Raw genomic sequence first — 13,745 nt, 5'->3', positions numbered from 1 at the left:
TACCTATGACTTATTTTTTGTTTTTTGAGTATTGGTTTTAGTAGATTTAGAGCTACTTTTTTTTCGGTTATTGTTGGATTTTTTAGTGGTCTGATGCCCTTTCTTCTTGTAATGCTTTTTATTACCTCCTTTTCGATTTCTTCCTCCTCCCCTAACTTTATATTCTGGCGCTTCTCCTAGTTCTTTTGGCAATGGAATTTGAGGTATTTTACTTTCAATCAATTTTTCTATTCTTGCAAATTTGTACATATCGTCTGGATTGACCAATGTCAATGCGACACCTGTCGTAGAAGCACGTGCCGTTCTCCCCACACGATGCACGTAATCAGCAGCATCTCCAGGCACATCGTAATTGATCACCAAATTAATATCTTTGATATCGACTCCTCTACTCAAAATATCTGTAGCTACTAAAATTCGTATCGATTTCTGCTTGAACTCCAAGAGTACTTTTTCACGTTCATCTTGATCTAAATCGGAAGAGATACCTGCCACCGAGTACCCTTCTTTGCGCAGCGATCGCACAATATCAAATACTTTCCTTTTAGTAGATGTAAAAATCAGGATGCGTTCATAATTAGGTTTATCAGAAATTAAGCTATGAATCAAGGGTGTTTTTTGATTATCATAAGCTAAATAGACGGCTTGTAGCACGCCTTCTGCTGGCTTATCTAAAGCAATGTTAATTGTTTTGGGTTGGGTTAAAATTTGATTGGCTAAAGTTCTTATTTTGGGTGCCATGGTAGCACTAAACATCAAGTTTTGACGTTTTTTAGGTAAATAAGAAATGATCTTTTGGATATCATCTAAAAATCCCATATCCAACATTCGATCAGCCTCATCTAAAATTAAATGCTGTATATTATCAAACTTAACGTACCCCAGATTTAGGTGTGAAATAAGTTTACCAGGAGTAGCAACAATAATATTACTTCCTTGTGTCAACGCACGTTTTTGTTGTGCAAAATCATCTCCTCCACTACCACCATAAACAGCAATCGAACTTACTCCCACAAAATAGGCAAATCCTTGTACCTGTTTTTCAATTTGAATCGCCAATTCACGAGTTGGACAGATGACTAATGTATTGGTATGTGCCGTAGGGTTTTCAGCTAACTTATTCAAGATTGGTAAAATAAAAGCTGCCGTTTTTCCAGTTCCTGTTTGAGCACAAGCAATCAAATCTTGTCCTTCTAGTATCAATGGGATAGCTTGTTCTTGAATTGGTGTTGCCTCCACGAATCCCATATAATCCAACGCATCTAATAGATCATAATCTAACTCTAATTCCTCAAATGTCATTTCTTATCAATATATAATATATGCAATTTTTCACGCCCGCGAGTGACGTTTTCTTTTTCTATCATTAGCTCACTTTAAAACATACAAAATCAATTACTCCGTTAATAACCAATACAATAAGCCTTCACAAAGCAAACAATAAGCAGTTAATTATCAAATTAACACACGATTTTTTTTATTTTTTGCTCAAACAGCTAAACTAACGGAGAATAATGAACTCACGTAATATAGCAAGTAACTAAAAGAGTTACGATGAATAACACCATAGGTAATAAGTGAACTATTACTATCAAAAGTAATATTTTTTTTTTAGAAAGTCTTAGTAAAGTAGCTTTCTATTATTTCTAGTCTATTTTTTGACAGATTTACAAGCCGTTAACATCATTTGCTCTAATAATTGTCTCATTTTTAAGTTAATTTGAAAGTCTTGTCCTAAATAATTGCCTATCTTTAGTATATACAGTATATCTAATGCCTCTTTAGTTCCTTTATTCCCCTTGTAAAAAGTTATGAACTGGATCAAAAAAATAAAACAAATACACTCCAATACACGCAAACGAAAGCAACAAGAAGCATTCTATCAACAGTTTATAAAAAAAGGCGATTTGTGTTTTGATGTAGGTGCTAATGTAGGAAGTCGTACGCATACTTTTTCAACTTTGGGCGCAAAAGTAGTTGCCATAGAACCCACTCAAAATTGTTGTCAAATCCTAGAAAAAAAATTTGGTAATCATCCACTCGTTGACATACTTCCACTAGCTTTAGGTGCCCAAGCGGGAGAAGGCACGCTGCACTTAGCCAATTATCACGAAGTTTCAACACTTAGCACTTTGTTTATTGAGCAATATAGTCATCAAGAAAAGCATCCTATTGTATGGGACAAAACAATAATAATTCCATTGTCAACCTTGGATCAACTTATTCAAAAATATGGATGCCCTCAATTTTGCAAAATTGATGTAGAAGGTTATGAAACAGAAGTACTAAAAGGCTTGTCTCAACCGATTCCCTACCTTTCATTTGAATATAATAACCGTCTACAAAACAAAGCACTAGAATGTCTTAAAATTTTGTCTAAATTTTCTAATTTGGAATACAACTTCTCCCCTTATGAATCCATGCAACTATCCTTAAAAAAGTGGCTGCCCCAAAACGATTTTTATCAATACATTCAAACATTACCTAAGCATATACTCACTGGAGATATTTATGTACATTGGAATCCAATAGAACGGTAAATTCATCAAAATATGATTCCCTATAGCCTCCTAGTAGACTGCCTAGCAATTATCTCATAATTTTTAACACCATACCAACTATCGAATCACGCCAACTGGTATTTGATGTTTTTTGATACCGCTTGCTTGTACAAAGTGAATCTTTTGCTTCGGGAAAACAGCTTCTGCTCCCATATCAATCCACTTAGCTGCGCCACTTTCTGTTGTGTTGTGAATTACAACATTGGGGGATGAAACGACAGAAAATGGCAGCCAATCTTCCAAATTTATTTTATCATCAACAACCAATCCCTTAATTGCCCAAAAAGGAACATACTCCCCCTCTTGGTAAGTTCCTAAGTCGTAATTTCTAAATAACAACGAACTGCCTGCCTCAATATAAAAAGCTCGAAAGCTTTGCGCCTCTTTTCCATGGTAAATTAATTCAATTAGCTTGCTATTTGCAGAACCATATTGCTTGACCAAAAAAGGAGGGCTAGCTTCTGGATTGGCATAAAACTGTCCATCACTAGGCATTGTTTTTTCACCCGAAACGGGCATTAGATACCACATGGCATATTGATGATTATTTTTAATCATCAATTTCACTTTTTGACCTTGCACAGGCATTTTTGAAACCTCTTTTTCTATGATATTGTGATAAGAAATAATAGAAGTGCCTTCCATCTTATCTTCCAACTGAATAGTAGTCCCCCCACTATTGGCATTGACTTCGCCAGAAGTCTTTCCTTTATTACTTTGCACAATACTCTCTTCCTCTGAATAAGCTGGTTTTTCAGTTGTTTCATCTGTTTTTAAATGCTCTGGTTCTTCTTCAACAGCATCTTCAACTTTAGGAGTAGTTTTAGGCAAAGCCCTCCCCTTGTTCTCTTGTTGTGGAATGGTCTCTTGTTTGAATGAATCTGACTGACTTGCACAAGACCACAATTGTACAATACATATTAAGCACAGACTAGGAATATATGATTTCATAGTGGGGAACGTTAGTAAGAACGACTTCTTCAATTAAAAAATAGGCGGTGGAAGATGTCTAGAAAATTCCCATCCACCTTTATCAGCAGCCTCTTTGATACTCCATGCCGTGTCAATTAAAGCAGCTTCTTCTGCTTCGTTTCGCCCTACAAATGGTGGTAAAACCAAAATAAAATCTGCGGCCATTTTTAAGTTCATTGTTTCAATCAATTGCATTGCCTTTTGTACAGCGTCTGCTATATCTTGGCAGTTTGCAATTGTAAAATCACCTTTGGATAACAGTCCTCCATTAGTAGTATGTACTCCTAATCGGACTTGAAAAGGTGGTTGAACTCCTGGTGGCATCAAAAATAAAATTGATTGAGCCGTTATGTCAAATTGATTGGTTGGCATTATTGAGAGATATTTATTTTTCGTCTATAAATTTAAGCTTTCTTTTGGGCTTTTGCAAGTCCTACTGTCAGTACGATAATTAGAACAATTACAACCAAAACAACAGCTAATTGTCCGATGAAATTCCATGCTAGATAAGCAACATCCGTACAGAAAGTTAGAATTAAACCAATCCAAAACATCGTTGCTATCATTCCAAAGATTCCATAAAAAGAACCAATAATTACTAATAACAACTCATTTGCCCAATTCTTCCCTTCTTTTTCTAACTGATATACTTTGGGCAAGACCTGATATAGCAAGACAAGCAACGCAATGGATATTCCTATCAAATAAATTTTACTCGCTACCAAGAAAAAAGAAAGCATATATATATTGTTTTTAAGTCATTCTATCGTCATGGTCTAGTACATCCACCCCATTATTCGGCGCTTGTATTTTCGTTATTTTCGCCAACAAGAGCGTTCCTGTTAATACCAAAAAGGAAAGAAAACCAGCAGCAAACAAAGCAATAAAAATAGCATACGTTACATTTTTCAACCATTGCGAGCTATACCCCAATTGGTGTTCTCCCCATATCATTCCTCCTAGTATAAGTAATATTTTGATAACACGAAAACCGAGAAGCATGGACAAATTCCCATACATTTCAGTTCCTTTCTTAGTCTTAGAATCCTCGTATAAGCTAGGAATAGAACGGATAGCCTTGCCTAAAATCCAAGTTGCGACAACCATTCCTGATGCAATTGCAGGCAATGTTAGTTCTTCTGTCATCATAGAGAAGTCATTAAAATAAGACTAGAATACCAATTATTATCCAATGGTTTTATTCTTTATACCCAAAGCTTTTCAGCATCTTATCGTCATTTCTCCAATTGTCCTTAACTTTCACAAAAAGTTCTAAGTAAATCTTTTTCTCTAAGAATTTTTCAATAGCATAACGAGCATCAATTCCCACTTTCTTAATAGCAGCTCCTTTTTTTCCTATGATAATATTTTTCTGACTCGCACGAGCAACAAAAATAGTGGCATGAATTCGAACCAAATTCTTCTTAGGATCAGGATCTTCCTTAAAAGCATCTACAACTACTTCACAAGAGTATGGGATTTCTTGATAATAATTCATCAAGATTTTTTCTCGAATAATTTCAGATACAAAAAAACGTTCTGGGCGATCCGTAAACTGATCTTTGGGATAATAAACAGGACCAATCGGAAGATTATCTAAAATACATTCTAATAAAACATCTGTTCCCTTATTTTGCAAAGCCGAAATAGGAATAATTTCCTGAAAATCAGCCTTGTCTTTCCATTCCAATACTTTGTTCAACAAAACACCTTCGTCTACCAAATCTTTTTTATTCAAAACTAAGAATAAAGGTACCTCTACCCCCTGCAATTTTTTAAACAATGGGTTGTCATTATCATACGTTTCGGTTACGTCTACCACCAAAACCATAATATCACCATCTTTGAATGAACCTGAGACAAACTTATTCATGCTCTCCTGCATTTCATAAGATGGGTCCTTAATAAATCCTGGCGTATCAGAAAATACAATTTGATAATCCTCGTCGCTAACAATACCAATAATACGATGTCTTGTCGTTTGTGGCTTATTCGTAATAATAGACATACGCTCTCCTACCAACGCATTCATCAAAGTCGATTTTCCAACATTTGGACGACCGATAATATTTACAAAACCTGAACGATGTGGTTTCTTCATGTTTCTTTCTTTAACGTTTTAAATCCTTTTGTTTAACAAGTGGTGCATCATAACAACACCAAACTTTCTATAAAATAAAAATACCAATAGTCTATCATATCGATTATCTGTATCGGCCTCTATATTTAGGCTTTTTCTGTTCTCCAAAGAAAGCATCTCGTGCATATTTCCCCGTTAACATTCCCAGCCCAGCTAACAAAGCACCAATGGCAACCGTTGGCAAAAAAGGATTGAATTTTAGAACTTCTGTCATCATACCTGACAACTGCCCCCCATTGGCATTATCTAAATAATAGGTATATAAACCAAAAAACAAGGCACCGCCTAACAAACCACTCAAAAAGCTCAATCCACCTTGAATTTGAACTATAAAACCAGTCACAGCAGCAACCACTACAATGCCCCACCACCCAATAAAGGTACCGAAATACCCTAATACAAAAATAGCCAATGTGGCTCCTAAAAATTTAATCATTTTATTTCTTTTAACAGTCATCTACTAATCCCCCTCTAAGACTCAGACACCACTCCTTAAAATAACTTAGCGTTATGACCTTTTCTCAATCTTATTTGACAAAGAGCATTTCCTATTTATCGATTTTCAGCCAATACATCTCTTGCCTCCATCAATGCGAAACCTAATAAGTTTCTCCCTTGCCAAAAAGCAGGTTGTGCGGCATGTTCGTGGTCTTTAGCCAATCCTATTCCCCAAATTTTATCCAAGGGACTGGCTTCTACCAAAACACGATTGTTGGTATTCAACAAATACTCTTTTAATGGCGGATTTTGTCCAAATTTGTGAATAGAACCTTGTTTAACAATTTCAAATGCATTGGCTTCCCATTTTTCAGTATCAAAATTATGTACCAAACGACCTAATTTTTTGGCTTTGGCAGCCGAATTACTTGCTAAAATTCGTTCAACCATTTCTGGATCATCGAATAGACGCGCTTTTTCTGCCATCATCCAATGCTCGGCGGTTTGGTAGCGAATGCCATCGACCACAAAGGAACAATCTTGATCAAACCATTGACTCATACAAGTAGCCCCAATCGTTCCGTCTTTTTGAGGTTGGTGCCCCCAAAAAAACAAATATTTAATGCGATTTTCTTCTTCGACTTTCTCCAAAAGCCATTTTATAGTATATTTCATCATAGAGCAAATTTAAAGTTTAAGTCAGATTTTTTCTTTAATACTTCATGGATTTTTTCGTTTTTTTATAAAAACCACAAAAAGCATCTTTACATCTGTTTACGCTACGAGCACTTACCAATTGATTACCAATTACTTACCCTTTCAACAATAAAAACCACCTTACTAATAATCAAGCTAATGCGATTTTCAAACGAAATAATGTTCTTATAAAACAACATCTATTTTTCGACTTAACTCATAATATTATCAAAAACTGCGTACTTTGAGCAAACATATATCTTTGTTTAGAATAGACCATTGTCTGTAAAGGTACTTTGATTTGACCAATAAAGATAAGATTTAAAATACAAAATTATCCATGCAAAAAATAAAACCAAGCATATTATTAGCCAGCAAGTCACCAAGAAGGAAGCAACTATTAACAGAACTCGGGTTTGAATTTGAGGTTGTCTTACAAGATATAGTGGAAGATTTTCCTGAAGAATTGCAAAAAAAAGAAGTTCCTGCGTTTTTAGCACAACAAAAAGCCAATGCTGTCCGAACACATCTAACAAATGGAAAAGTAATCTTGGCTTCCGACACCATTGTATTGTTGGAGGATACTATTTATCACAAACCGAAAGATTACGAAGATGCTGTTCGTATTTTAACAGCTTTGTCTGGAAAAGTGCATCAAGTCATTACAGGCGTATGTCTATTGAGTTTGGATAAAGAGGTCGTCTTTTCAGATGTTGCTAATGTACATTTTGCGCCACTTTCTCGCAAGGAAATTGATTACTATATTCACAACTACCAACCTTATGATAAGGCAGGAGCTTATGCCATTCAAGAGTGGATTGGGCTCGCCAAAATTATCAAAATTGATGGCGCTTACAATAGTATTGTTGGACTACCAACACAAAAAGTTTACGAAGCTTTGATGAGCTTTTAAGATAAAAAAATAAGCTAATGCAATTTTAAACAAAGTAACGTTTTGTACAATAAGTAATCGTTCAGAAAAAACTATATAAAAAACAACCTTCTTTTTGCGCTACTCTTCATCGAAACATCTTGCTTTAGCCCGCTAAATCTGCACTTTTTCTCTTTGACTAGCACAAAAATAAGTCTATTTTTTTAGCTATATTTTTTTCTGCCCACTTACTTATTTGTTAAAACTTACCATCTATCACAACCTTTTCAAGGCTTTTGGCATTTCCATACTATAATATAATTAATCACACAAAACGATACAAAATAGTATGAATTTAAAAGATGCAAAAGTCCTTTTAACAGGAGGCAGTTCAGGACTAGGAAAAGCAATGGCAGAAGTTTTGACAGAAGCAGGTGCTAAGGTGTTGATTACAGGACGTAATGCAGAAAAAGTAAACAAAGTAGCCAACAATATTGGCTGTTTGGGGCTCGCTTTTGACATCGCTAATTACGAAATATTGCCCAGCAAAACAGAAGAGGCTATTGCAAAGTTAGGAGGAATTGATGTGCTTATCAACAACGCTGGTATTGGTGAGTTTCCCGCTTTGGGAGAAATTAAATTAGAGCATTTTGAACGTGTGTTTTCTACCAATGTTTTTGGATTAACGTTATTAACACAAGAGGTATTGCCACATTTCAAAAAACAAGGTAGTGGTCACATTATCAACATTGCTTCTACTGCCGCTCTAAAAGGTTTTGCTAGAGGTTCTATTTATGCTGCATCTAAATTTGCATTGCGTGCACTAACACAATGCTGGCAAGCAGAACTACGCCCTTTAAACATTCGTGTACTCCAAGTAAATCCTAGTGAAGTACCAACGGCATTTAACAATCCAGATCGAGAAGAAAAACCAACGGTAGAACATAAATTAACACCGACAGAAATCGCTCATAGTATCAAATCTATTTTGGAAATGGACGACCGTGGTATGATTCCTGAATTGTCTGTTTGGGCAACCAACCCTTGGGCTGCTCAATAATCTTCTTTTATATTTTTTGATTTCTTGTCTTTAAATCACTTGGGATTTTATCAAAAAATATTCATTTTTGCACCACTGCGCCTTCAATTAGGCGCAGTTTTGTGCATTAACCGAACATACCTCTATTGGTAATTGTACATGCTCTTGTCGTAACTATTAATATTAATGGAAACCATGAAAATAACATCATTTGAAACTAGTATAGATTTTGCTCTACAGATGGATGAGCAAGATTCTCTAAAAAAATATAGAGATCAATTTTATATTCCCCAACATAATGACGGAACAGAAAGTCTTTATTTCTGTGGCAATTCTTTAGGTTTGCAGCCGAAAAATGTAGAAAAATATTTGCAACAAGAGTTAAACGACTGGAAAAAATATGGTGTCGAAGGGCACTTTCATGCCAAAAATGCATGGATGCCTTACCACGAGTTTTTTAGTGAAAAACTATCTAAAATAGTCGGGGCAAAAGAAAAGGAAGTTGTGGTCATGAATACATTGACCACCAATCTACATCTTATGATGGTCTCGTTCTACCGCCCTACCCAACAACGTTATAAAATCATAATTGAAAAGGCAGCATTTCCTTCTGATAAATACGCCGTGGACTCTCAAATTCGTTTTCATGGTTATGATCCTTCTGAGAGTTTGATTCAACTAACACCCAGAGAGGGCGAAGAAACCTTGCGTATTGAAGACATTGAGGCTGTTATCAAAGAAAATGGGGATACACTGGCATTGGTTATGATTGGAGGTGTCAACTATTATACAGGGCAGTTCTTTGACTTAAAACGCATTACTAATGCAGGACATGCCGTAGGAGCTTTGGTTGGTTTTGACTTGGCGCATGCTGTTGGTAATGTTGATTTGGACCTACATGATTGGAACATAGATTTTGCAGTTTGGTGCCATTACAAATACTTGAATAGTGGTCCAGGTGCTATTGCGGGAGCTTTTGTGCATGAAAAGCACTTAAACAATCCTAACATTCCTAGATTTGAAGGTTGGTGGGGACACGATAAGAATACTCGATTTTTGATGGGCGACCAGTTTCACCCTATGCCTTCGGCAGAAGCTTGGCAATTGAGTAATGCACCTGTATTTTCTATGACCCCTTTATTAGCTTCCTTAGAATTATTTGATGAGGTAGGCATGTCTAGGCTACGAGAAAAAAGCACCTTCTTAACAGCCTATATGGAATTTATGCTCTTGAATATTAATACCGATAGAATTAGCATTATCACCCCACAATCTCCCAAAGATAGAGGCTGTCAACTATCTATCAAAGTTGAAAATGGCAACAAAGCATTTTTTGAAGCCATTACAGCTAAAGGAGTTATTGCAGATTGGAGAGAACCAGATGTTATTAGAGTAGCCCCTGTGCCTCTTTACAACAGCTTTTTAGATGTTTATAACTTTATACAAGTAATGCGCACATGTCTCAGAGAATCTAAATAATAAGTGGATGAAGTTTTTCAAAAAAATATTCCAATCTGAGTCAGAGAACAATAATTACTATGCGGCATTTTGGGCATGGTTCCAATCAAAAGAAAAAGAATTCCATAAAGTTGTAAAGGAACGCAACAATGTTGAACTTGGTCTTTTCAACAAGTTATCTAGTCAATTGGATCAACTGCACGAAGGCTTTTACTTTCTGGCAGGTATGGCCGATGAAAGCACTGCTGAATTGGTTTTTACCACAGAAGGGAACATCAAAAACATCGTTTTTGTTGAAGCTTTGGTAGCAGCAGCGCCTTTTATCAAAGGGTGGCGATTCACGGCTTTAAAACCGCCTTCTAATTCTCCGAACATTAGTATTAAGATGTCTGGATATGAGTTCAATAAAGAGACCATCAGTTTCTACTACCATGAACACGAGGCACAACCCGATGCTATTGATATTACATTCGTGCATCAAGACTATAAGCCAGACAACGAAAAAATTATCTCTAGTGGCACCTTTATCTTTTTAGATAATTTTTTGGGAGAGCTTAACTTCGCTACACTTATTGACAATATAGACCTAGTTGGTCCTAATCAAGCTGCCCAAAAGTTGATTCCTATAGAGAAGTTGAATGCCTTTCTAACTTGGCGACAAAAAGAATTTATTGAAAAATATAATGGCACTCGACACAATACGGATGATGATGAGTATGCTATGCTAGAAGGTGTTCTTGAGAATGACAATAGAATTATTGTGACTATTAATAGAGAACTTTTGAGATGGGATTCCAAAGCTTCTCACCCTTGGATTCTTCGCGTTGAAATTCCTTACAATGGTGAAGACAACAATGGTATGCCCAATCAAGAAATGTATGATTTTTTAAATGATTTGGAGGATGAGCTGACTCAAGAGCTTCCTAGCAGAGAAGGATATTTAAACGTTGGTCGACAGACAGGTGATCATAAAAGGACTTTATTTTTAGCGTGCAAAGAGTTTAGAAACCCTTCTTTGGTTTGCTTTGCTCTCCAACAAAAATACCATTCTAAGATAACAATAGATTATACCATATACAAAGATAAATATTGGTTATCTTTCAATCGCTTTGTAAAGCATTAAGATGAAATACTACGTAATATCAGGAGAAGCTTCTGGAGATTTGCATGGCTCTAACTTAATCAAAGCTTTAAAAGAAGTCGATGCTTCTGCTGAATTTAGAGCATGGGGTGGAGATTTGATGCAAGCTGCGGGGGCTGTATTGGCAAAACATTACAAAGACTTAGCATTTATGGGAATAGGACAAGTATTAAAAAACTTGCCTACTATTTTAGGAAATTTTAAATTTTGTCGCCAAGATATCCAAGCTTTTTCTCCTGATGTTTTAATCTTAATTGATTATTCTGGGTTTAATCTACGAATAGCCAAATGGGCAAAAAATCAGGGGTATAAAATCTTCTACTATATCTCTCCTCAAATATGGGCCACCAGAGAAAAACGCGTGGAAAAAATCAAGCGCTATATCGACAAAATGTTTGTTATTCTTCCTTTTGAAGCAGACTTTTATGCCAAACACAACTACTCGGTTGAATTTGTAGGTCATCCATTATTAGATGTCATCCATGCTCATCAAACAGAAATTGATTTTAGAGACAAACACCAATTGGGAACTGCTCCTATTATTGCTTTGTTGCCAGGAAGCCGAAAACAAGAAATTAGATCCATGTTAGCAACAATGCTAAGTATTGTTGACGGTTTTCCCGATTATCAATTTGTCATTGCTGGCGCTCCTAGTATTTCTCCCGATTTTTATCAGCCTTTTACTCAACACAAAACCAATGTAGTTCTTTTGCAAAATCAGACCTATCACCTGCTAGAAAACAGCCATGCTGCATTGGTTACTTCTGGTACAGCAACGTTAGAAACAGCACTATTCAAAGTGCCTCAAATTGTTTGTTACAAGGCTAGTGCTTTATTATATGCTATTGTCAAACGAATTATAAAAGTTCCTTTTATCTCTATTGTTAACTTAATCATGCAAAAAAAAGTCGTGCCAGAACTCATCCAACACGACTTAACTACACAGCAGCTAAAGATAGAACTTCAGCAAATTATAGCTGGACCTAAACGGCAAGAAATGCTAGAAAACTATCTGCTTTTATCTAAAAAATTAGGTCATCAAGGTGCGTCCCAAAAGGCAGCCCAGAGCATGATAAAGCATTTGCGTTTGTAGTCCAACCAACTTACTCAAAATGGATGTTTCTTCCCAAAAAACATCCAAGGAGAACAAAAGTCACTGGAGACTTTCATCTCCTTGCTTACTTAACTCAAAAAACGTTAATAAAGTAGAAAATGGTTGGTTTAAGAGCTGCTTTTTTTCCAAAAAAGCTTGGGCTAATTTAGAAAAACAAAAAAATCAATAACTATTAATCTATAGGATGCCATTCTTTTATAAAAAAACTTTATTTTAACCCTAATACTTTGGGAATGAAACCATGACACTAACAAGAGTACCATTAGGCTTTTTGTATGGCACTGATTGTCAAATTTTAATACCTGGCAATATCAGGACAAAAACTAAACTGTTTTCAATATGGTATTATATCAAAGTAAATAATCATTTAAACACTGACAGTAAATAAGACGATGAAACCAAAACACATTGCAATTGCAGGAAATATTGGCGCTGGAAAAACAACACTTTGTGAATTATTAAGCAACCATTATGGATGGGAAGTAAATTATGAATCAACAGACGACAATCCTTATTTGGAGGATTTTTATAATGATATGAGTCGTTGGTCTTTTAATTTGCAAATCTACTTCTTAAACAATCGGTACCGACAAATTGTTGAAATTCAAAGAGGTAACAAAACTGTTATCCAAGATCGCTCTATCTACGAAGATGCACACATTTTTGCGCCCAACTTGCATAAAATGGGCTTGATGGCTACTCGCGACTTTCACAATTACTTTGATTTATTCAAATTAATGAGCTCACAAGTCAATGCTCCAGATTTGCTTATTTATCTAAAAGCCAGTGTTCCTACCCTAGTGAATCACATTCAGAAAAGAGGACGCGATTACGAATCTACAATGAGTTTAAATTATTTAAAATCGCTCAATGACAAGTATGAAGATTGGATTAACAACTACGAAGAAGGCAAATTACTTGTCTTGGATGTTAATGAATTAGACTACAAAAACAATGCAGAACACAGACAATTTGTTGTTGACGAAGTTTCAAAACAATTAAACTTAGAAGGACTTTAACACGCTTAATTTCGTGGAGACTTAACACACTTTTTAAGTATAATACAGAATCATAAGCTATCTCTAGTAGAGGTAGCTTTTTTTTATTATTCTATTTACATTAATTTAACATTAGAAAAGCATTTCCTCTAAAAAACCTTTTTTTGCCTGTCACAAAAACACGACCAAATAACATTTTGAATTTCTTTGTTTTTATAGTTTTTAACCTAACGGTTAACCACTTTTTTTCATTTAAAACTTTGTTAAAAGCTTAGAATACTTTTTTTATGAAAAAAGTGTGCAATTACAAATAATAG

Annotated in this window: 15 protein-coding genes; 7 read left to right on the top strand and 8 right to left on the bottom strand. The window is 35.4% G+C overall.

The genetic code is table 11. The annotated features are described in order from the left end of the window. Nucleotides 1–3 precede the first annotated feature (3 nt). Complete coding sequence (locus CG11_RS23405; RefSeq protein ID WP_052599284.1) at nucleotides 4–1,302, bottom strand: DEAD/DEAH box helicase; 1,299 nt, start codon at nucleotides 1,300–1,302, stop codon at nucleotides 4–6. Between the two features lie 509 nt (nucleotides 1,303–1,811). On the opposite strand from CG11_RS23405, the gene CG11_RS23400 reads away from it, so the two are divergent. Beyond that, nucleotides 1,812–2,540, top strand: coding sequence for an FkbM family methyltransferase (locus CG11_RS23400; protein WP_052599283.1), 729 nt, complete (start codon nucleotides 1,812–1,814; stop codon nucleotides 2,538–2,540). Between the two features lie 78 nt (nucleotides 2,541–2,618). Here the strand turns inward: CG11_RS23400 and CG11_RS23395 are convergent, their stop codons facing one another. The 7 genes from CG11_RS23395 to CG11_RS23365 all read right to left on the bottom strand — a co-directional run bounded on the left by CG11_RS23395 (nucleotide 2,619) and on the right by CG11_RS23365 (nucleotide 6,786). Further along, nucleotides 2,619–3,512 carry a hypothetical protein gene (locus tag CG11_RS23395; protein ID WP_052599282.1) on the bottom strand — a complete coding sequence of 298 codons (894 nt, stop codon included), beginning with the start codon at nucleotides 3,510–3,512 and terminating at the stop codon, nucleotides 2,619–2,621. Nucleotides 3,513–3,545: 33 nt separating this feature from the next. After that, nucleotides 3,546–3,905, bottom strand: a complete 360-nt coding sequence (locus tag CG11_RS23390) for a hypothetical protein (RefSeq protein WP_052599281.1) — start codon at nucleotides 3,903–3,905, stop codon at nucleotides 3,546–3,548. Nucleotides 3,906–3,937: 32 nt separating this feature from the next. Next, a complete protein-coding gene (locus CG11_RS23385) occupies nucleotides 3,938–4,273 on the bottom strand; it encodes a hypothetical protein (RefSeq protein WP_052599280.1) in 336 nt (111 codons plus the stop codon). Between the two features lie 13 nt (nucleotides 4,274–4,286). Further along, nucleotides 4,287–4,682, bottom strand: a complete 396-nt coding sequence (locus CG11_RS23380) for a hypothetical protein (protein WP_052599279.1) — start codon at nucleotides 4,680–4,682, stop codon at nucleotides 4,287–4,289. 49 nt (nucleotides 4,683–4,731) lie between these two features. Then, nucleotides 4,732–5,634 (bottom strand): GTPase Era, encoded by a 903-nt coding sequence (gene era / locus CG11_RS23375; protein ID WP_052599278.1) that lies wholly within the window; start codon nucleotides 5,632–5,634, stop codon nucleotides 4,732–4,734. Nucleotides 5,635–5,737: 103 nt separating this feature from the next. Next, entirely contained in the window at nucleotides 5,738–6,109 is a 372-nt protein-coding gene (locus tag CG11_RS23370; RefSeq protein ID WP_052599277.1) for a hypothetical protein, read from the bottom strand. Nucleotides 6,110–6,225: 116 nt separating this feature from the next. Beyond that, nucleotides 6,226–6,786 (bottom strand): NADAR family protein, encoded by a 561-nt coding sequence (locus CG11_RS23365; protein ID WP_197043926.1) that lies wholly within the window; start codon nucleotides 6,784–6,786, stop codon nucleotides 6,226–6,228. A 361-nt stretch (nucleotides 6,787–7,147) separates the two neighbouring features. On the opposite strand from CG11_RS23365, the gene CG11_RS23360 reads away from it, so the two are divergent. The 6 genes from CG11_RS23360 to CG11_RS23335 all read left to right on the top strand — a co-directional run bounded on the left by CG11_RS23360 (nucleotide 7,148) and on the right by CG11_RS23335 (nucleotide 13,449). Then, complete coding sequence (locus CG11_RS23360; RefSeq protein ID WP_052599276.1) at nucleotides 7,148–7,720, top strand: Maf family nucleotide pyrophosphatase; 573 nt, start codon at nucleotides 7,148–7,150, stop codon at nucleotides 7,718–7,720. Between the two features lie 307 nt (nucleotides 7,721–8,027). Next, on the top strand, nucleotides 8,028–8,738 hold the full coding sequence (locus CG11_RS23355; protein ID WP_052599275.1) for an SDR family oxidoreductase: 711 nt from the start codon (nucleotides 8,028–8,030) through the stop codon (nucleotides 8,736–8,738). A 174-nt stretch (nucleotides 8,739–8,912) separates the two neighbouring features. Then, entirely contained in the window at nucleotides 8,913–10,196 is a 1,284-nt protein-coding gene (gene kynU, locus CG11_RS23350; RefSeq protein WP_052599510.1) for a kynureninase, read from the top strand. Nucleotides 10,197–10,203: 7 nt separating this feature from the next. Beyond that, on the top strand, nucleotides 10,204–11,298 hold the full coding sequence (locus tag CG11_RS23345; RefSeq protein WP_052599274.1) for a DUF695 domain-containing protein: 1,095 nt from the start codon (nucleotides 10,204–10,206) through the stop codon (nucleotides 11,296–11,298). A 1-nt stretch (nucleotide 11,299) separates the two neighbouring features. Next, nucleotides 11,300–12,409, top strand: coding sequence for a lipid-A-disaccharide synthase (gene lpxB / locus CG11_RS23340; protein WP_052599273.1), 1,110 nt, complete (start codon nucleotides 11,300–11,302; stop codon nucleotides 12,407–12,409). Nucleotides 12,410–12,822: 413 nt separating this feature from the next. Further along, nucleotides 12,823–13,449 (top strand): deoxynucleoside kinase, encoded by a 627-nt coding sequence (locus CG11_RS23335; RefSeq protein WP_052599272.1) that lies wholly within the window; start codon nucleotides 12,823–12,825, stop codon nucleotides 13,447–13,449. Nucleotides 13,450–13,745 lie beyond the last annotated feature (296 nt).

Source organism: Aureispira sp. CCB-QB1 (assembly GCF_000724545.1).
Taxonomy (GTDB): domain Bacteria; phylum Bacteroidota; class Bacteroidia; order Chitinophagales; family Saprospiraceae; genus Aureispira.
The sequence above is the reverse complement of the archived record's forward strand: the minus strand, read 5'-3'. Positions and strand labels throughout refer to the sequence as shown.